Source organism: Candidatus Defluviilinea gracilis, from assembly GCF_057138825.1.
The window spans coordinates 87,926-105,523 of the sequence record NZ_DBNHEF010000079.1; the positions used below are offsets into that span (position 1 = coordinate 87,926).

Annotated in this window: 16 protein-coding genes; 7 read left to right on the forward strand and 9 right to left on the reverse strand. The window is 54.9% G+C overall.

The genetic code is table 11. The features are described 5' to 3' along the window. Positions 1 to 8 precede the first annotated feature (8 nt). From AC16KF_RS15890 to AC16KF_RS15905, 4 genes are all read right to left on the reverse strand, one after another. Positions 9 to 1,826: a protein kinase domain-containing protein gene (locus AC16KF_RS15890; protein ID WP_484038327.1), complete on the reverse strand. Its 1,818-nt coding sequence runs from the start codon at positions 1,824 to 1,826 to the stop codon at positions 9 to 11. A 225-nt stretch (positions 1,827 to 2,051) separates the two neighbouring features. Beyond that, positions 2,052 to 3,224 carry a phosphoglycerate kinase gene (locus AC16KF_RS15895; RefSeq protein ID WP_484038328.1) on the reverse strand — a complete coding sequence of 391 codons (1,173 nt, stop codon included), beginning with the start codon at positions 3,222 to 3,224 and terminating at the stop codon, positions 2,052 to 2,054. Between the two features lie 85 nt (positions 3,225 to 3,309). After that, positions 3,310 to 4,320, reverse strand: coding sequence for a type I glyceraldehyde-3-phosphate dehydrogenase (gene gap / locus AC16KF_RS15900; RefSeq protein WP_484038329.1), 1,011 nt, complete (start codon positions 4,318 to 4,320; stop codon positions 3,310 to 3,312). Between the two features lie 210 nt (positions 4,321 to 4,530). Continuing rightward, positions 4,531 to 5,862 (reverse strand): gluconeogenesis factor YvcK family protein, encoded by a 1,332-nt coding sequence (locus AC16KF_RS15905; protein WP_484038330.1) that lies wholly within the window; start codon positions 5,860 to 5,862, stop codon positions 4,531 to 4,533. 356 nt (positions 5,863 to 6,218) lie between these two features. On the opposite strand from AC16KF_RS15905, the gene AC16KF_RS15910 reads away from it, so the two are divergent. From AC16KF_RS15910 to AC16KF_RS15920, 3 genes are all read left to right on the forward strand, one after another. Continuing rightward, the gene (locus AC16KF_RS15910; RefSeq protein ID WP_484038331.1) at positions 6,219 to 7,178 is read left to right on the forward strand and encodes an ROK family protein; all 960 of its coding nucleotides are present in this window, start codon (positions 6,219 to 6,221) and stop codon (positions 7,176 to 7,178) included. A gap of 211 nt (positions 7,179 to 7,389) precedes the next feature. Next, positions 7,390 to 8,718, forward strand: a complete 1,329-nt coding sequence (locus AC16KF_RS15915) for an acetyl ornithine aminotransferase family protein (RefSeq protein WP_484038332.1) — start codon at positions 7,390 to 7,392, stop codon at positions 8,716 to 8,718. A 537-nt stretch (positions 8,719 to 9,255) separates the two neighbouring features. Then, the gene (locus AC16KF_RS15920; RefSeq protein WP_484038333.1) at positions 9,256 to 10,416 is read left to right on the forward strand and encodes a LysM peptidoglycan-binding domain-containing protein; all 1,161 of its coding nucleotides are present in this window, start codon (positions 9,256 to 9,258) and stop codon (positions 10,414 to 10,416) included. 116 nt (positions 10,417 to 10,532) lie between these two features. Here the strand turns inward: AC16KF_RS15920 and AC16KF_RS15925 are convergent, their stop codons facing one another. From AC16KF_RS15925 to AC16KF_RS15935, 3 genes are read right to left on the reverse strand one after another with little or no spacing between them, the layout of a single operon-like run. Then, positions 10,533 to 11,441: a hypothetical protein gene (locus tag AC16KF_RS15925; RefSeq protein ID WP_484038334.1), complete on the reverse strand. Its 909-nt coding sequence runs from the start codon at positions 11,439 to 11,441 to the stop codon at positions 10,533 to 10,535. Positions 11,442 to 11,453: 12 nt separating this feature from the next. Further along, positions 11,454 to 12,506, reverse strand: coding sequence for a hypothetical protein (locus AC16KF_RS15930; protein WP_484038335.1), 1,053 nt, complete (start codon positions 12,504 to 12,506; stop codon positions 11,454 to 11,456). A 48-nt stretch (positions 12,507 to 12,554) separates the two neighbouring features. Beyond that, positions 12,555 to 12,740, reverse strand: coding sequence for a hypothetical protein (locus AC16KF_RS15935; RefSeq protein ID WP_484038336.1), 186 nt, complete (start codon positions 12,738 to 12,740; stop codon positions 12,555 to 12,557). Here AC16KF_RS15935 and AC16KF_RS15940 point away from each other — a divergent pair. Next, positions 12,733 to 13,500 (forward strand): class I SAM-dependent methyltransferase, encoded by a 768-nt coding sequence (locus AC16KF_RS15940; protein WP_484038337.1) that lies wholly within the window; start codon positions 12,733 to 12,735, stop codon positions 13,498 to 13,500. The two genes, AC16KF_RS15935 and AC16KF_RS15940, sit on opposite strands and share 8 nt — an antisense overlap. Before the next feature lie 54 nt (positions 13,501 to 13,554). On the opposite strand, the gene AC16KF_RS15945 is transcribed toward AC16KF_RS15940, so the two are convergent. Further along, positions 13,555 to 15,888, reverse strand: coding sequence for a bifunctional metallophosphatase/5'-nucleotidase (locus AC16KF_RS15945; protein WP_484038338.1), 2,334 nt, complete (start codon positions 15,886 to 15,888; stop codon positions 13,555 to 13,557). A gap of 446 nt (positions 15,889 to 16,334) precedes the next feature. Between AC16KF_RS15945 and AC16KF_RS15950 the strand changes: the two genes are divergently transcribed. Together AC16KF_RS15950 and AC16KF_RS15955 are read left to right on the forward strand one after the other, a co-directional pair. Beyond that, a complete protein-coding gene (locus AC16KF_RS15950) occupies positions 16,335 to 16,514 on the forward strand; it encodes a hypothetical protein (protein WP_484038339.1) in 180 nt (59 codons plus the stop codon). Positions 16,515 to 16,553: 39 nt separating this feature from the next. Then, a complete protein-coding gene (locus AC16KF_RS15955) occupies positions 16,554 to 17,141 on the forward strand; it encodes a hypothetical protein (RefSeq protein ID WP_484038340.1) in 588 nt (195 codons plus the stop codon). A gap of 100 nt (positions 17,142 to 17,241) precedes the next feature. On the opposite strand, the gene AC16KF_RS15960 is transcribed toward AC16KF_RS15955, so the two are convergent. Next, positions 17,242 to 17,397: a hypothetical protein gene (locus tag AC16KF_RS15960; RefSeq protein ID WP_484038341.1), complete on the reverse strand. Its 156-nt coding sequence runs from the start codon at positions 17,395 to 17,397 to the stop codon at positions 17,242 to 17,244. Here AC16KF_RS15960 and AC16KF_RS15965 point away from each other — a divergent pair. Beyond that, entirely contained in the window at positions 17,396 to 17,593 is a 198-nt protein-coding gene (locus tag AC16KF_RS15965; protein WP_484038342.1) for a type II toxin-antitoxin system HicA family toxin, read from the forward strand. The genes AC16KF_RS15960 and AC16KF_RS15965 overlap by 2 nt on opposite strands. The last annotated feature ends 5 nt before the right edge of the window (positions 17,594 to 17,598 follow it).

The following is a 17,598-nucleotide window of genomic DNA, read 5'->3' on the forward strand; positions in this document are numbered from 1 at the left end:
ATGCTCCCTCAGGGAAGTTTTTTGATGATTTCCTCGGCAAATGCCCGCACCCAATCCGGCGCGCTCAAGTCTGCCAGCAAACCGTTTGCGATCAACCGCGCTTTTTCATTTTCACCGGTCACCGAGTTCATCTCCGCTTCCAGCAAAAACGCCTCGGGCATATTCGGCGACAACCGCTTCACCTGATTCAAGAACGTAGCGGCATCGTCGATGTGACCGGAATAGAAGGCGTTACGCGCCTGCGCGACTAATGCGATCGGCTGATCCACCTGCGCCACCTTGTCAAACGGCAGAACAGACGGGGCTTCGGCGCGCTCTGCGCCTCTGTAATAAGATTGGTGGAAACCATCCAATATATTATTCGGCACATTGCCGCCCAACCCGTATGTTTTTCTTGCCTGAAAATATAACGCCGCCGCCGGTAACCAGCCTTCAATGGCAACAAACTTATCCCCGGCTTGAATGTAAAACGCCTCATTATTCGCGCCGGCAAGCTTGATCAATTCCGCCAGGGTATCATACGATGCGCCCGGCATTTCAGCCGACCATAACGCCACCGCAAGATCAAGCCGCGCTTGCAGATCATTGGGGTTATCTTTTACGCGTTGTTGCGCAACCAGCGCCTCAGGCGGAAGATTCAACGGTTGGTTTGGGGTGATCGATCGAAGGGGAGTTTGAACCGGCGGCGCGGCTTGTTTCGTCACAGTGGCGGGCGCGGTAAACGTTGGGGTGGCAGTGGCGCGTCGATTCAAGAATGTTGTAAACAGGCGATTCTGACGCGCGACAAACAAAGACCCCAAACAAATTGCGACGACTGCGATGACTCCCACCCAGACAAACGGCGAACGCTTCTTTTCCGCCAGTGCAACGGGTTCAGCCGCCCCAGCCTTTGCCGCCATCTTCGTCGGCTCGGCAGTGGGCTTCATCCGCGTTTTATCGGCAGGCGACGGCTCTACGGGTTTGGCGATCGTGATCAACGTGCCCTGCATAGGCACGCCCGCCTCATTCCATGCGGACTTAAAAGCCGCAACCAGTCCATCAACTGTTTCATAACGGTCGGCGCGTTCTTTGGCAAGCGCCTTCAACAACACACGTTGCACAGGCTCCGGCACTTTCGGGTTAATCGATTGTGGAAGCGGCAGGGGCGTGTAAATGTGATCGTGGATAATGGAAAACGGCGTGTCCGCGCTGAACGGCACCTGCCCCACCACCATCTCATACAACATCACGGCGAACGAATAAATATCCGTGCCGTTGTCGAGCTCTTTCTTGCCCATCGCCTGCTCGGGCGAGATGTATTGCGGCGTGCCCATGATCATGTCGGAGGAAAGCGTTGATTCGCCGGACTGGGCAATACGCGCCAAGCCGAAGTCCGCGAGATAGATCACACCGTCGTTCGCCACCAACACATTCGACGGCTTGATGTCGCGGTGGAGGATTCCCTGCTTGTGCGCATACGCCAGCGCGGAACCGATCGAGTCGACGACTTTTTCGATCTCCTGCGCGGTCAGCGGAGCTTTATTCAACCGCGCTTTGAGCGTATCCCCCTCGATGTATTTCATAATGAGATACGGACGTTTTTCATGTTCGGCATAATCGTACACCGGCACAATGTTCGGATGTTCGAGTTTTGCAACGACACGCGCCTCGCGTTGAAACCGCGCCGAAAACGTGGCGTCTTCACCGAACGCCGCATGCAAGGCTTTGACCGCGACATAGCGATCCAATGAGGCGTGATAGGCTTTGTAGACGGTTGCCATGCCGCCCTGCCCCAACTGTTCGATGATCTTGTATGGTCCGACGTTATCGCCGACGTTGAAAGACATTCATTGCTCCATGCAATCTTATTTAGCCACAGAGATCACAGAGAACCCTGAGAAAAACTCAATATCTCTGCGCGCTCTGTGGCAAAGCATTCTTGGTCAAGAATTCAACTCGCCAAATTATAGCCGAGGCTTGTTAAACCGGGTTTATCGCTTTGTAAATTGTTGGGAAGTTGAAATTAAAGAAATAGACCTGACTGGTTTTTAAAACCTGTCAGGTCTGATTGATTACTTATCCATCAACGCCGCGACGCCGGGTAACTCTTTCCCCTCTAAAAATTCCAGCGACGCGCCGCCGCCAGTGGAGACGTGTGTCATCTGTTTGGCGACGCCCGCCTTTTTGACCGCGCTCGCCGAATCGCCGCCGCCGATCACCGTGACCGCGTTGGATTCTGCCAACATGCGCGCAAGGGCAAACGTCCCTTCGGCAAACTTCGGCATCTCGAAGACGCCGACGGGTCCATTCCAGACGATCAACTTGGCTCCGCTCAACGCGGCTTGATACACACCGACAGTTTTCGGTCCCACATCCAACATGCGCCAGCCAGCAGGGATTTTCCCCACGTCCACGACTTGCGTGTTCGCGTCTTCGGCAAATTTATCCGCGATGACCGCGTCCACAGGCAGGATCAATTTGTCGGCAGACTTTGCCATGATTCCCTTGGCGGTTTCAAGCGATGCTTCTTCGACGAGGCTGTCTTGCATGTTGAGTCCCTGCGCGGCGAGAAATGTATTTGCCATGCCGCCGCCGATGATGAGTTTGTCGCATTGGGAGAGCAGGGTTTCGACGACGAGAATCTTGTCACTGATCTTCGCGCCGCCGAGAATCGCAATGTAGGGATGTTCAGGATTCGCTACCGCCCGACCGAGGTATTCGAGTTCCTGTTCCATGAGAAAGCCAGAAACAGCAGGGAGAAATCTCGCCACGCCTTCGGTGGAAGCATGCGCGCGATGCGCCGAGCCGAACGCGTCGTTCACGTAGACTTCGCCGAGCGAGGCGAGTCGTTTGGCAAAATCGAGATCGTTCTTCTCTTCTTCCGGGTGGAAGCGCGTGTTTTCGAGCATCAGCACTTCGCCGGGCTTCAAGTCTTTTGCCATTGTTTCCACTTCGGGTCCCACGCAATCGGGCGCCATTTGAACGGGACGCGCCAGAAGCGTGGATAAAACTTCCGCGGCCGCGCGCAGGCTGAACTGGGAATCCGAAGCGGATTTGGGTCGCCCCAAATGACTCATCAGAATCAACGACGCGTTTTGATCCAGCACGTATTGAATCGTCGGCAACGCGGCGCGGATGCGTTTGTCGTCGGTCACTTTGCCGTCTGCCATCGGCACGTTGAAGTCCACGCGCATGAGCACGCGCTTGTTTTTGAGATCAATATCTTTGACTGTTTTCTTGTTCATGGCAATAGTCTCCTAGTCTTCTTGTCATTAGTCCCCTAGTCAAGACCAGCAGACTAGGAGACTAGCAGACTAGCAGGCTAACAGACTAAAGGCTTTTCGCCATCATCGCGGCGAGATCGGCGGTGCGGCAGGCGTAGCCCCATTCGTTGTCGTACCATGCCACCACTTTGACCATGTTGCCGAGGACGATCGTGTCCATCGAACTGAACACGGACGAATACGTTGTGCCGCGCAGATCGGTGGAAACGAGCGGCTCGTCGGTCACATCGAGAACGCCTTCCATGGGACCGCGCGCATATTCGACCATCGCCGCGCGGATTTCGTCGGCGGTCGCTTCTTTGTTGAGGGTGGCGGTGAAATCCACAACCGAAACGGTCGGCGTGGGAACGCGGAACGCCATGCCGGTAAACTTGCCTTTGAGTTCGGGGATGACAAGCCCCACTGCTTTTGCCGCGCCCGTTGCGGATGGAACGATGTTCTGCGCCGCGGCGCGCGCATCGCGCACGTCTTTCGCGCCGAGGTCTTGCAGTTTCTGCGAGTTGGTATACGCGTGAATAGTGGTGAGAAAACCTTTGTCGATCCCGAATTTATCGTTGAGCACTTTGGCCACGGGAGCGAGTCCGTTCGTGGTGCAGGAAGCGTTGGAAACAATGTTATGTTTCTTCGGGTCGTATTTGTCGTCGTTGACGCCGAGAACAACGGTGATATCTTCGTTCTTTGCAGGCGCGGAGATGATGACCTTCTTCGCGCCGCCCGATTCGATGTGCGCTTTGGCTTTGGTCGCGTCGGTGAAAAATCCCGTCGACTCGATCACAATATCCACGCCCATATCTTTCCATTTGATATTCGCGGGGTCTTTCTCAGCTGTGACCTTGACCGTCTTGCCGTCAATGACAAGATCGCCATCTTTGACTTCAACGGTCCCTTCGAATGGGCCATACGTTGAATCGTATTTCAATAAATGCGCGTTGGTCGCGGAGTCGAACAAATCGTTCACCGCAACTACTTCGATCTCGCCCGGGTGCCGTTGTTTGATGGTGCGGAACACGAGCCGCCCAATGCGCCCAAATCCGTTAATGCCGATTTTTACTGTCATTTCAATCCTCCGAAAATGATATTTGATATCTTAGAACTTACGCAGGCGAACCTGTTGCGCCGCAGTCGCACTGCGGCGGCAGTACAACTGCCCGCCAACGCATAAGTCCTGTATCTGTTTCGATGAGATTTTATCACAGAGAAATTTCGATCAAGACGAACAATGCGCGGGATGTGACAGTTTGAAGTGAAACGAGGATGAAAGTAACCGTCAGCCCAATGGGCTCGAGTATTCTTCCAACACATCGTTCAGCGCGGTAGCCAGTTTGGATGAGTCGTGCCGCCAGGGTTGCGTTTCGTGGATCAAGTCGGTGCAAAAGGCGCGCGCGTCGGCGAGGATTTTTTCATCTGCTTTCACCCATTGCGAGCCTTCGTTGAGCGCGCCCTCGTAATTACTGTTGCACAATACCACATCGAACAGGTTATCGCCCACATGTTCCTCCAACGCGCGGACATGATCGTAGCATGAGAACAAATCCGTTTCGCCGCTTTGCGTGGCAAGGTTGCATACATACACTTTGACGGCGCGGCTGGCGCGAATGGCTCCCAGCAGGTCTTGCACGAGCAGGTTGGGCAGAATGCTGGTGTACAAACTGCCGGGTCCGATCACGATCATATCTGCGCCGAGGATGGCTTTCAACACAGGCGGGTACGCCGGCGCGTCGTTCGGTTCCAGCCAGATGCGGCTGACGCGCCCCGCCATCTGTGGGATGCGACTCTCCCCCTCCACCCGAACTTGATTCATCGTGTGAGGCAATTGCATATCCGCAACCAGTTTCACGTCATGCAGTGTCGATGGAAGCACGCGCCCACTCACCGAAAGCACCCTGCCCGATTCCTCAACCGCGCCTTCGAAACTGCCGGTGATGTCTGCCAGCGCGGTGATAAATAAATTCCCAAACGAATGACCGCTCAGATCGCCCGCGCCGCTGAAGCGATATTGGAACAACTGCGTGAGCATCTGCTCGTCGTTGGAAAGGGCGGCGAGACAGTTGCGGATATCGCCCGGAGGCAGAATCCCAAAATCTGCGCGGAGGCGACCCGACGAACCGCCGTCGTCTGCAACTGTGACCACCGCCGTTAAATTCCGCGTCCACGTTTTCAAACCTCTAAGCAGGGATGCCAGCCCGTGCCCGCCGCCGACGGCAACGATACGTGGTCCGCGTTCGCGGCGGCGAAAGTCGGTCAAATCGTTCAGCAAAATGCGACCAGACCGAAGGTAAGGGCGAAGAAGCGAGCGGTTGAGTCGCACGATGCCGTATCCCACCAGCCAAAGGCCGATCCCGCCGAACACCAAAATACGAAGAATACGCGGCAAGAATCGAAGCGAGGCATATGAAAGGATCGCCAGGAGGGTCTCGTTGGTTGAATCGGTGCGATAGAGATCAAGCAGGAGCATGGCCAGCCCCACCCCCAGCAGTGTGATACCCGCCATGATAAAAAGGAACCAACGTTTGATTCCCAGCCCCGGCGCAAACCAACGGGCGATCTCTCGAAACTCTTCGAGCAAGCGAGTAACCTGGGAGTTCTTTTTGTTTGGCATGAAACGAGTCTAGCAGGGATGGAAAACAGAGTCAACTCTGCCAATTTTTCATTAACCGGGCTCTACCGTTTTTAACGGGAAACCTTTTTTCAAACACAAAGGACACGACGGTCACAAAGGAAAACCCAAGGAATCTAGGCTCTTTTTTGCCTTTGTGTCGCTTCGACGAACTCAGCGCAAGACTTTGTGCCCTTCGTGGTGAAGCTCTTTCCCGTTAATTACGGGAGACCCATTAACCGCAAAGCGCGCGAAGAATGCCAAGAAAATCTTTTTAATCTTCGCGCTCTTAGCGTTCTTCGCGGTAAGCGATTGCCCAAGTCATGCGGAAACTTTAGGCTGGTAGATGCTCGGTTATAATGACCCCCATGTCACTCACGATAGCCGTAGACCTCGGCGGGACGCACATCCGCACCGCATCATACAACTCTGAAAGCATCACACCCATTGCTCGTTATCGCGCGCGCACGAACGCGCATGAGCCCGGCGTGTTCGATCGCCTCGTGCAAGCGATCGAAAATGTGTGGGACCCCAACGTCACTTCGATGGGCGTTGCGTCCCCCGGTCCGCTTGATCCGTATACAGGAACCATCCTCGCCACTCCGAACATTCCCGAGTGGCGAAATTTTCCGCTGGCGCAAAAACTCTCCGCGCGTTTCGGCGTGCCGGTGCACCTCGACAACGACGCGAACATGGCGGGTTTCGGCGAATGGACGTTCGGCGCGGGCAAGGGTCATCACAACCTCGTTTATCTCACCATCAGCACGGGCGTCGGCGGCGGCGTGATCTGCAACGACGCGCTCTTGCAAGGCTTTCACGGACTCGCAACCGAACTCGGTCACATGATCATCGACCCGGACGGTCCGCCGTGCGGATGCGGCAAAAACGGACATGTGGAATCATTTTCATCGGGGACTGCCATCGCGCGACATACGATGGAACAAATTCAAGCAGGAGTAAGTTCCTCGCTTCCTTCGCAGGGACAGCTGACCGCCAAACAGATAGCGGAGGCGGCGCTTGCAGGCGACTCGCTCGCTGTTTCAGCCTTTGCGCGCGCGGGACATTATCTCGGCATTGCAGTTGCGAATTATCTCGCCATCTTCGATCCGTCCATTGTAATTTTTGGCGGAGGCGTTTCACAGGTGGGCGATCTGTTGTTCAAGCCGTTTGAAAAAAGTTTGCGCGAGCATACGTTTCATCCGCATTATTTGGATGACTTAGTCATTGCCAAAGCCGCGCTCGGCGATGATGTGGGTTTGCTGGGCGCGCTCGCATGGGCGCGCTTCAAACGAAGCAATGAAATGGCAAGGGTGGCATGAAGAGTCGGATCTGCGTGACAGCCCCTTTGTGGCTGATCACAAAATGGTGGACCGCGGACCGGGATGGGGAAACATTGTCCATGGGCGACTCAGGCTGACCTGAGTCTGACGCGTTGTTTTCTATCCGCCTATCATAGTCCCGCAGGTTTTCTCGTAAAACGTAATCCATCCAAATAAACCTGCGGGACGTTCATCCACTAAGGAGTTCGTAATGAAAAAATTGAATCTGCCTGGTCCGAAAGCCAAGGCAATGCTGGAGAGAGACCAGAAGGTCGTCTCATCGTCGTACCCGCGCGCGTATCCGCTGGTGATGGATCACGGCAAAGGCGTGGAAGTATGGGACGCCGACGGCAACCGCTTCATTGATATGATGGCGGGCATTGCGGTGTTATCCACGGGACATTCACACCCGAAAGTTGTCAAAGCGGTGAAGGACGCCGCCGAAAATTTTCTGCACATCTCGTCCGACTTTTATCACGAGGGTTGGGTGCGCCTAAGCGAAAAACTGGACGAGATCGCGCCGTTTGAAGAACATGCAAAAACATTTCTCACCAATTCGGGGACCGAAGCAGTGGAGACCGCGATCAAACTGGCAAAGTATCACACCAAGCGGCACAACTTCATCGGTTTCTTCGGCGCGTTCCACGGACGCACGATGGGGTCGGTATCGTTCACCGCCAGCAAGCCGCATTATCATCGCGGGTTTTATCCGCTCATGCCTGGCGTGACGCATGTGCCATTTCCCGATGAATATCGACCGATCCTGCACCGCAAGATGGGCGAGGATTACGGCGAAACTTGCGTGCGCTTCATCGAAGAGGAGATCATCGCGCACAATGTGCCCGGCGATGAGATCGCCGGCGTTCTCGTGGAGCCGATCCAGGGCGAGGGCGGTTACGTCGTCCCACCGGATGGATTTTTCCCCGCGTTGCGGAAGTTGTGCGATAAATATGGAATCCTGCTCATCGTGGACGAGGTGCAAAGCGGCATGGGGCGCACGGGTAAATGGTGGGCAATCGAACACTGGGATGTGGAACCGGACATCGTTGTCTCCGCAAAGGGAATCGCTTCGGGTCTGCCGCTGGGCGCGTGTATTGCGCGCGAATCAGTAATGACGTGGCCCAAAGGGACTCACGGCAACACGTATGGCGGGAACCCCATCGCTTGCGCCGCGTCGCTTGCAACCATTGATCTGCTCGAAGAAAAATACCTCGCCAACGCGGCGGAGGTGGGCGACTACATGAAAGACGCGCTGGAAGAAATTCAGGCTCGGCACACGTCCATTGGCGATGTGCGCGGCAAGGGGCTAATGATCGGCGTGGAGTTCGTGAAAGACAAGAATACGAAAGAACCCAACGAGGAAATCCGCAACATGATCGAGCATACCGCCTTCGAACATGGCTTGCTCACGCTCGGGTGCGGCAGGTCCACCATGCGCTTTGCGCCGCCGTTGTGCATCACCAAGAAGGAGGCAGATGAGGGACTTACCATCTTCGAGGAAGCCGTAACGATGGCGGAGAAAGAACAGGGGTTAAGGTAAATATTCGTTGGCGCGGCAGTCACGACTGCCGCGCCAACGAATGCGTTCAGCGCGATCTGTCAAGCAAATCGAACAGCCGCAGTTTCATTAACTGATGTTATGCAGTTGAAGCCAGCCTGATCCCCATAACGCGATACTCATGTCGCTCTTGCTCAAGAATAACCTGAAAGGCGAGATGTATCTCGGATTACAGGAGTCATTAACTCACCTTACACAATAGAGATCGCACACTAAGACATGGGGACACAGAGACCTTGTATTGAGCCTGCCGAAATAAAGCCATAGGACATCTGCGGTTGAACCTGTTGCGCCGTAGTTGCACTGCGGCGGCAGTGCAACTGCCCGCCAATTGCGTAAGTCCTGAGCCGGTGAAAAACTCCGCGACTCGGTGTCTCCGCGGCTCAATCAGGTATGGCAGGAGCGCTCGTTTAAGTTCTTAACTTGCAAAATGTCGCATTGACGATAGTCAAAGCAACTTTAACTGCGGATAACGGTTCAAAATCTCGAAAAACGTTAGATGGTATAATTCCCGCCCGTATGCTTCAAGAACCTTCACCCCAAAAATCACAAGTCTGCCCCACCTGCGGAACGCGCTTAAGTGAAAACGCCACGCGTTGTCTCGTGTGCGGGACAGAACTCACCGCCAAAGCCGCAACCAAAGCCAAGAAAGCCGAAACGGTTGTTCAAGCCAGCCGCATGCCTGAGATCACGCTCAGCCTGCCCGCCGCGCTTGCCGCGATTGTCATTGTGCTGGCGATCGGCGCTGTCGCAATCTATGCCCTGTTGCAATCCGGCGCGACCGGCGCATCGCTTGTGACTCCGACAGCCGAAGGCACAACGACCGCCACCGCAACCATCACGCCCACAGTGACGGAACTCCCAACGGGAACGCCCATCCCGACTGAAACACCCCTGCCGCCATTCGACTACACCGTGCGTCAGGGTGAAACCTGCGGCGTCATTGCGGCAACGTTCAAGGTTTCAGTGCAAAGTATTATTATCACCAACCAACTATCATCGGAATGTTTGATTTCGGTTGGGCAACCCTTGAAAATTCCCTACCCAACGGCAACGCCCGCGCCGCCGCCTACCAATATTCCAAACGAAGCAACGCAAACCTTCCAAGCCTGCGAAACGGCTCTCTACACCGTGCAGGCAAACGACACCCTTTCAACGATCTCCCTCAACTACAACGTCCCACAGGATGCGATCAAATTTTACAACGGACTGGCATCGGACAATGTATTACTTGGGACAACCCTGGTGATCCCCTTATGCGCCCGATTCGCCACACCGGGACCCACTCCTACTGCGACGCTTCCGCCTCCTTATCCCGCCCCGAGCCTGCTCCTCCCCGCCAACGGCGCGGCGTTCACCCTTGCCAACGATGTGGTCACCTTGCAGTGGGCGTCTGTGGGAACATTGCGCGATAACGAACGATATCAGGTCATCATCGAAGATGTGACCACAGGCGAATTGCGCATCACCGAATATGTGACGGATACGAAATTCATCGTTCCCACATCCTTCCGCCCGAACGATAATCTTGCACACTTGATCCAATGGTGGGTAACAACCGTCCGCCAGAACGGCGTGGACGAGCAAGGTCAGCCCGTGTGGGTTTCGGCTGGTGCGGTTAGCGAGAAACGCGGGTTTACGTGGGTTGGCGTGGCGGTGCAGGGAACGCCGAATCCGTAAATGTAAACACGAACATAAAAACGACTTCCTCGCGGAAGTCGTTTTATTTTCAGGAGTTTAGCAATTAGCGAGCAGTTGCACTGCGGCGCAACAGGTTCAATTGCGTAAGTCCTATCTTATTCGTTGATCTGAAACGCGACCTCGCCCGCGTCAGTCCATGCTTGCGCGGTTTCGGCAATCGTCGCCCAGCGGACGAACGGATACGCGTTCATGCGCTCGACAAAAGCCAAAATCACATTGACATCATCGGTAGCAGACGTTGAGATGCGCAACGTCTCAGGCTCGACCATGATGGTGTACCCGATCACGGGATACGGATGCTGTCCTTGCGCAATTTGCGCGGCGAGAGCTTCAGCGTCTGCCAACTGGTGGCTTCCTCCGCCGAGCTTGATCAATTTCCCACTCGGGTCATGGACTTCAAATTGCGAACTGCTCGTGGGGCGATATAAACTTACAGAGAGATCATCGCATCCCTCTTTATGTCCCGGGCAAACCACCCCGCCCCAAATCACGGATGGCGACCACGAATTTCCTTGGTACGCGTAACTCGACTGCAAGCCGTCGAAGTCTTGAATCAAGAATCCACTGACGACGCCCGTTGGCGTGACGCCCCACGAAGAGAGAATGGACGCGATCTTCCCCAAGTCGTTCGGGCTGTGCGCGTGATTGTCCCATTGCGCGCCCATTGCCGCGGAACGTTGCACGATCTCCTGCGCATTGTCCGCGGACTCGAGCCAGCCAATGTCGCCGCCGATGGACCAGCGGATGCCCGCATCGGTTGTTTGTTGGAGGAAGTTGAGGAAGGATTCGGTGTCTGCGGGCCATGAGTCAAACTTCGATTCGATGTGCAAGGTGGCGGAGAGGTAGAGGGTTGTGCCAGATGCCTCAGGCGCGGGGGAAAGCGTGGGCTGAGATTCGGTTGGGGAAACTGAATCAGGCGGAGGCTGGGTCTGAGGCGCTGATGGGGCTGTCACACACGCCGTCAAAAGAAGAAATCCGATTACGAGGGTGAAAAGTCTTTTCATGGGAAATCCTTTTTAGTGTAGGTATTTCAACATTTCCAAAACCATCGGAATATTCACTGGCGTCACGCGATCCATTTGCGACGCGACATAACGAACGGTTTGTTCATACATCGCCCACATCGCATCTTGTTCGGGTTGTGAGAGTAGCGGCGCGGCGAGCGACGTGTCCCAGTTCGGGCGTTTGCCGCCATCGACATAGACGGTGAGCCACGCGGATTTTGTTGCGAAGAAATCGTTATCGTGCATCTTCACGCCGACGAAATACGGCGCGACGCCGCCCGATTGATGCGCCTGCGTGAGCGCGGACTCAAAACTCGCGACCGCGTCCTGCCCGATGAATTCAAACAATTTGTAATCGTAATGTTCGGGTCGGATCGGCAAACCTTTTTTCACGTCGCCAAGATTCAACGCGCGCCCATGCACCACCGTCATCTGCGCGCCGAGTTCGTCGAACACTTGTAAGATCGCGCTGTCAATTTCCGCCGAGTCCGCAATGGACGACGCCGCGTACGGCGCATACCCGATCATGTCCGCCACGTATTGATAACCGCCCGCCGCATCCGTTGTTTGCCCCGTCACAGGATCAACCTCGCGCGTTTCGTAACGCATCACCGTTTGATACAACTCGTCGGCGCTCATCGTGCTCAAGCCGAGCCAATCGTAATTGTTGGCATACGGTCGCGGCGCGCGATAATGATACGAGACAGCAACAACGGGCGATGTTTTCAGACGCGCCAACAAGTCGGGATATTGTTCGGCATAAATCTTTGCCATCACATCGGTGAGATAGACATCCACTGGCACGTTCAATTCTTCGTGCAAGTCAATGATGTGATTCAACACTGCGGCAGATTCAGCGGGATGCGAAAAATCCTGCACGTTGATCGAGAAGATGGCGTAATCTTCTGTGACGGGAACAGCCGCTTCATTCTCGACGGGCGGCTGGGTCGCCGTTGCGGGAGGCGACTCCACCACTGGCGCCTGCGTCGGCGCGGATTGTGTCGCAGGCGCGGCGCAGGCGGACACCAACAACAAGAGGGCGATAATTGGCAACAATTTTTTCATGGGCAATTCTCCTTACCTGTGATTCTACGAATCCGATTTACAACAATATTATCCCCATGTAAAATCCCTGTAATTGACAGAACCGCAAGGATGATTGATGGTTTTGTTTGGGCTGAAAACTTTTGGACGCAGACCGCGAAGCGCGCTGACTGCGCTGATTTCTAAAAGAATAAAATCTGCGTTTTCAGCGTTCATCAGCGTCCCGATTAAAAACGAAGGAAGTGATATGGACATCCGCACCTACAATCGCGAGGCATGGAACCGCGAAGTCGAATCGAACAACCGCTGGACTCAGCCCGTGACTCACGAAGTCATCGAACAAGCAAAACGCGGCGAGTTCCAAGTTTTGCTCACGGAAAATATTCCAACTCCGCATCGCTGGTTTCCTCCCCTCAATGGCGCGGACGTGTTATGCCTCGCCAGCGGAGGCGGTCAGCAGGGACCCATCTTCGCCGCGCTCGGCGCGAACGTGACCGTCTTCGACAACTCCCCTGCCCAACTCAAGCAAGACACGCTCGTCGCCGAACGCGAAGGCTTGACTCTCAAAACCATCGAAGGTGACGCGGCGGATTTATCCATGTTCCCCGATGAATCATTCGACTTGATCTTCAATCCCGTTTCGACGGTGTTCATGCAAGATGTCCGCGTGGTGTGGCGCGAATGTTATCGCGTTCTCCGTCACGGCGGGATTTTGTTGACAGGCTCGATGAATCCCGTCCACTACATTTTCGACCTGTACAAAATGGACGAGGGCATCCTCGAAGTCGCGCACTCGATCCCCTATTCAGACATGACCAGCCTCTCGAAAGAGGACTTGGACGAATATCTCGCCAAAGGTCTGCCTCTCGAATTCGGTCACTCGCTGACGGATTTGCTCGGCGGACAATGCGCGGCGGGATTCGTCATCACCGACCTGTACGAAGACGTGATGTCCGATTCGCCGCTGGGGAAATTTCATCCCAACTACATTGCCACGCGGGCGATGAAGGGATAAAAAATCAGGGTCGCATTTCTGCGACCCTGATTCATTGAAACGACTTGCTTGTTTTTACGGCAGTTCGTTGGCTCGATTCGTTCCCGGAGGGGAGACCGGGCTGTTCGCCGCAAAGTAGGCGATCAACTCATCGAGGTCGATACCGCCGCCGATACGCAGGGACGGGTCGATATCGCGGAAGGTGACGAAGTTATCGCCGCCGTCGGCAAGGAACTGGTTGACCGTTACCATATACGTATCCGCCGGGTTGAGCGGGACGCCATTCAACATGATGTTCGAGACCGTGATCGAGGTGCACGAGTTGATCGGCGCCGTCGTGGGGTTGTTGTCGTGATCCACCAAGCCAAATGTCTTGGAGAGATCGTAACTGAACCCGACCGATACGCCGAGGTGCAGGAACGGACGGCTCGAGCCGGCAGGCTGGCACTGATCTTCAAGCACCGATTGAACTTGAGCGCCGGTCATGGGCATCGTCATCAGGACGTTACTGAAAGGCTGGAAGGTGAACGCTTCCGAGTAGGTGACGATACCATCCACCGCCTCTGCGCCGGACTTGGCGAAGATCAAATCGGAGCGGATGCCGCCCGGGTTCATGAACGCGATCTGCGCGCCATTAACTTGGGTTGCAAAGAGTTGGGCATCGGCGATCATGTTGCCCGCGTTCGACTCGGAGCCGCGATCTTCGGCGGCGCCGTTGAAGGCGCGACGGATATCAGCCGTGATCGTGCCCACTTGCGCTTTGCCGATCGGGTCGCTGATCACCTTCCACTTGTTGATGATGGCGGTGATGGCGGCATCAGCCGTCAATTGCGCGCGAACGACGGCATGGTTGGTGGCGGAGCTGAGGTCGCGGCGGATGTCGCCTGTGCGGTGGTCAAGAACGAGGTTAATCTCAGAGACCACGCGACCAAACGAGTACGCGCTCGTCACAATACGGGGATTCCCATTCGGGTCGTTGAGCAGACAGTTATACGGGAGGTGCGTGTGTCCTGTGACCACCACGTCGATGGCGGGGTCGAGCAGGTTGTTGATCTGCACAACGGGCCCGCTGATGCCGACACAAGCATTAACCGCGCCCGGAGGAGGCGTTTGCGAGCCGCCTTCGTGCATGAGCACCACAATCGCTTCGACGCCTTGCGCCTGTAACTCGGGAACGAGCGCGTTGGCGGTATCTGCCTCATCGAGGAAGGTCCAGCCATTGATGCCGGATTGCGACACAAGCGTGTTGGTTGCTTCGAGGGTCATGCCGATGAAGCCGACTTTCACGCCGTCGATCTCATCGATCCAGTACGGAGGCAGGGGCGTTTCACCGGTCACATCGTTGACGACGTTCGCGGCGAGCCAATTGAAGTTTGCGCCGGGGTACGGGTCACTGGGGAAGTAACAACCGTCCACTGGGTGACAGCCGCCGTTTTGCATACGCAGGAGTTCCACCACGCCTTCATCGAATTCGTGATTACCGACGCTGGAGACATCCAGCCCCATGGCATTCAACGTTTCGACGGATGGCTCATCGTGGAACATGCCGGAGAGGAAGGGCGAACCGCCGATCAAGTCGCCTGCCGCCACGGTGAGGCTGTTTGCATTCCCCGCGCGGAGTTGGGTAAGTTTCGCGGAAAGGAATTCGCCGCCGCCAGCCGGGTCGCTACCCACGTTGCCGGGTCCCGGGTTGCCAGAGGTCTCGAGGTACCCGTGATAGTCGTTGAAAGCGAGCAATTGGAGGTCGACAAGCTGGTACGGAGGATCGATGATCGTCCCGCCGCCGAAATCATCGAGGATGGCTCCGCGCCCGCCGATGAACCACAGACCGACATATCCGCCTTTGGCGTAATGGGGCCAGGCTGTGATATCGCGCGCGCCCAACAAGGTATCGTTTTGATAGACTTCGACAAACCCGTTGCCATAAGCGCGAGCGCTGAAGGTGTCGCCGTCCGCGAAGGTGGCGGGCATATCTCCGCCATATTTGACCCAGCCTTTGGGCCACTCCCACGTCCACACTTGTACCATGTGCTGATTCGCGTCATACAGGACTTCAATGACGCCATCGCCCCACGTGCGGTTGCTTTGCGCTTTGAGCAGGAGGTTTTGTTCGGTGGCGGTGTCTTTCACATCGACGAATGTAACGTAGGCTTCCTGGTCGACGCCAAGTGCGGTCTTCCAGTAAATATCCGCATTCGACGCGTTGCTATTGACGTACAACTGGTTATTCAAGATGCGATACTTCGATCGGTTGCCAGACCAATTTCCGTTTAATACCCCGTTCGCCCGGTTGAAGTCGTCCAGCAGACCCACGCCTGCCAGATTCGATGCCTGCGCCAAGGTTTGGGCTGGCATCAGGATCAATCCCACTAATAGGAATACAACTAACATACGAACTGATCGTTTCATACAATCTCCTCATGGTTGTCTAATTGGATCGTTTGCTTTAGTTCATGAGCGCCCCTGAAAATCTTTGCCAGCCACCTCCTTGAATGAACAGAAATCAAGTTCTTGGGTTATTATAAGTTACACAAACTGAATTTCAAAGAATTAAAAGGTTACACGCCCCTCGAATTCGGTCACTCACTGACCGACCTGCTCGGCGGGATTCGTCATCACCGACCTGTACGAAGCTGTGATGTCCGATTCGCCGCTGGGGAAATTTCTTCCCAACTACATTGCCACGCGGGCGGTGAAGATGTAGAGGGTATAAAGATAGTTGAAAAACTGGACCTATTGCATAAGTATTTGTAGGGCGGGTTTTTAACCCGCCATATGTCAAATGCTAGAAGCACGTCAGGCTAAAAGCCTGACCTACGAACGACTCAGACGCGACCAGCCTCCCGAAAGAGGACTTGGATGAATATCTCGCAAAAGGTCTACCCCTCGAATTCGGTCACTCGCTGACGGATTTGCTCGGCGGGCAATGCGCGACGGGATTCGTCCTCACCGACCTGTACGAAGATGTGATGACCGATTCGCCACTGGGAAAATATCATCCCAACCACATTGCCACGCGGGCGGTGAAGATGTAGAATGAGCGCGAAGACAAATTCCGACTCCAATTTCCTGATATGCTTGTTCTTCGAATCCTCATTGTTCTTATTATGATTGTTGTGGGCTACCTTATCGGCTTCGGTATTAGTGTAAGTTCACTTACTGCCGACCAGCCGGCATGGAAGCAACTTCCCTTACCGCCTGCGGAGGTCATCCGACTCATTCCGGCTGCAGGTGAACCTCCACTGTACATTGAAACTCTCGACGGCAACATATATCATTATCAGGCTGAGCCGCAGAGTAAGTGGGTCAAGGATTTGACAACGGTAGATATCGTCGCTGTCGATGAGCTTCAGATGCCATGTGCTCTCGATGACTATGAGTTTTCTATTTCACCAGCACCGTCACCCTTCCAGAATAAATGTTTTAAGTCAGGATTCTTATGGGGCACTGGCTTCCGACGTTATACCGCGCTTATTGACGATCAAGGCATAGTTTGGGAATTTGATAGTAAACCTATGCCAGATACCATTCTTGTAATCCCGCCTATCTTTGGACTACTTGGCATACTCGGTGGAGGCGCGATCGGATTGGCTATCGCGATCTTTGTTTTTCGCGAACCAAAAGCACGATTAAAAGTTGTGAGTGAAGAAAAAACAACCTAACGACGACTATACCTGGTTATGGGGATTCTGTGACGTTTTCAGGCATTTTCTTCGCCCAAACGGAGATTGCTTCGCCTTCGGCTCGCAATGACGGACTTTGTTACAACCTCCCCAACACCTCCAACAACCTCCCTTCCCACGCCTCGCCAAACGAACACCAATACGCAGACTTGCCGCCGCGGATGCCGCGCCCAGATCGGCGAGGCATTTCGTGTGAGCATTGACGCAGTGTGTAGGGTGTGTATAATTGCGCCATGAACAGTCGGGATGTTATCACAAAACTCAAAGCAGACGGCTGGTCACTTGTGCATGTGCGCGGCAGTCACCATCATTTCAAACATCCCGTAAAACCTGGCAGGGTGACTGTTCCGCACCCGAAAAGAGATTTGCCAATCGGAACCCTTCGCAGTATTTACCGTCAGGCAGGTTGGTCCTGGTCAGAGAAAAAGTGAGAGAA

Coding starts and splice junctions, on each gene's coding strand:
- AC16KF_RS15910 (WP_484038331.1), top strand. CDS start 6,219: ATGACCCCCATGTCACTCACGATAGCCGTAGACCTCGGCGGGACGCAC.
- AC16KF_RS15915 (WP_484038332.1), top strand. CDS start 7,390: ATGAAAAAATTGAATCTGCCTGGTCCGAAAGCCAAGGCAATGCTGGAG.
- AC16KF_RS15965 (WP_484038342.1), top strand. CDS start 17,396: ATGAACAGTCGGGATGTTATCACAAAACTCAAAGCAGACGGCTGGTCA.
- AC16KF_RS15895 (WP_484038328.1), bottom strand. CDS start 3,224: ATGAACAAGAAAACAGTCAAAGATATTGATCTCAAAAACAAGCGCGTG.
- AC16KF_RS15960 (WP_484038341.1), bottom strand. CDS start 17,397: ATGGCGCAATTATACACACCCTACACACTGCGTCAATGCTCACACGAA.
- AC16KF_RS15920 (WP_484038333.1), top strand. CDS start 9,256: ATGCTTCAAGAACCTTCACCCCAAAAATCACAAGTCTGCCCCACCTGC.
- AC16KF_RS15905 (WP_484038330.1), bottom strand. CDS start 5,862: ATGCCAAACAAAAAGAACTCCCAGGTTACTCGCTTGCTCGAAGAGTTT.
- AC16KF_RS15935 (WP_484038336.1), bottom strand. CDS start 12,740: ATGTCCATATCACTTCCTTCGTTTTTAATCGGGACGCTGATGAACGCT.
- AC16KF_RS15925 (WP_484038334.1), bottom strand. CDS start 11,441: ATGAAAAGACTTTTCACCCTCGTAATCGGATTTCTTCTTTTGACGGCG.
- AC16KF_RS15955 (WP_484038340.1), top strand. CDS start 16,554: ATGCTTGTTCTTCGAATCCTCATTGTTCTTATTATGATTGTTGTGGGC.
- AC16KF_RS15945 (WP_484038338.1), bottom strand. CDS start 15,888: ATGAAACGATCAGTTCGTATGTTAGTTGTATTCCTATTAGTGGGATTG.
- AC16KF_RS15890 (WP_484038327.1), bottom strand. CDS start 1,826: ATGTCTTTCAACGTCGGCGATAACGTCGGACCATACAAGATCATCGAA.
- AC16KF_RS15940 (WP_484038337.1), top strand. CDS start 12,733: ATGGACATCCGCACCTACAATCGCGAGGCATGGAACCGCGAAGTCGAA.
- gap (WP_484038329.1), bottom strand. CDS start 4,320: ATGACAGTAAAAATCGGCATTAACGGATTTGGGCGCATTGGGCGGCTC.
- AC16KF_RS15930 (WP_484038335.1), bottom strand. CDS start 12,506: ATGAAAAAATTGTTGCCAATTATCGCCCTCTTGTTGTTGGTGTCCGCC.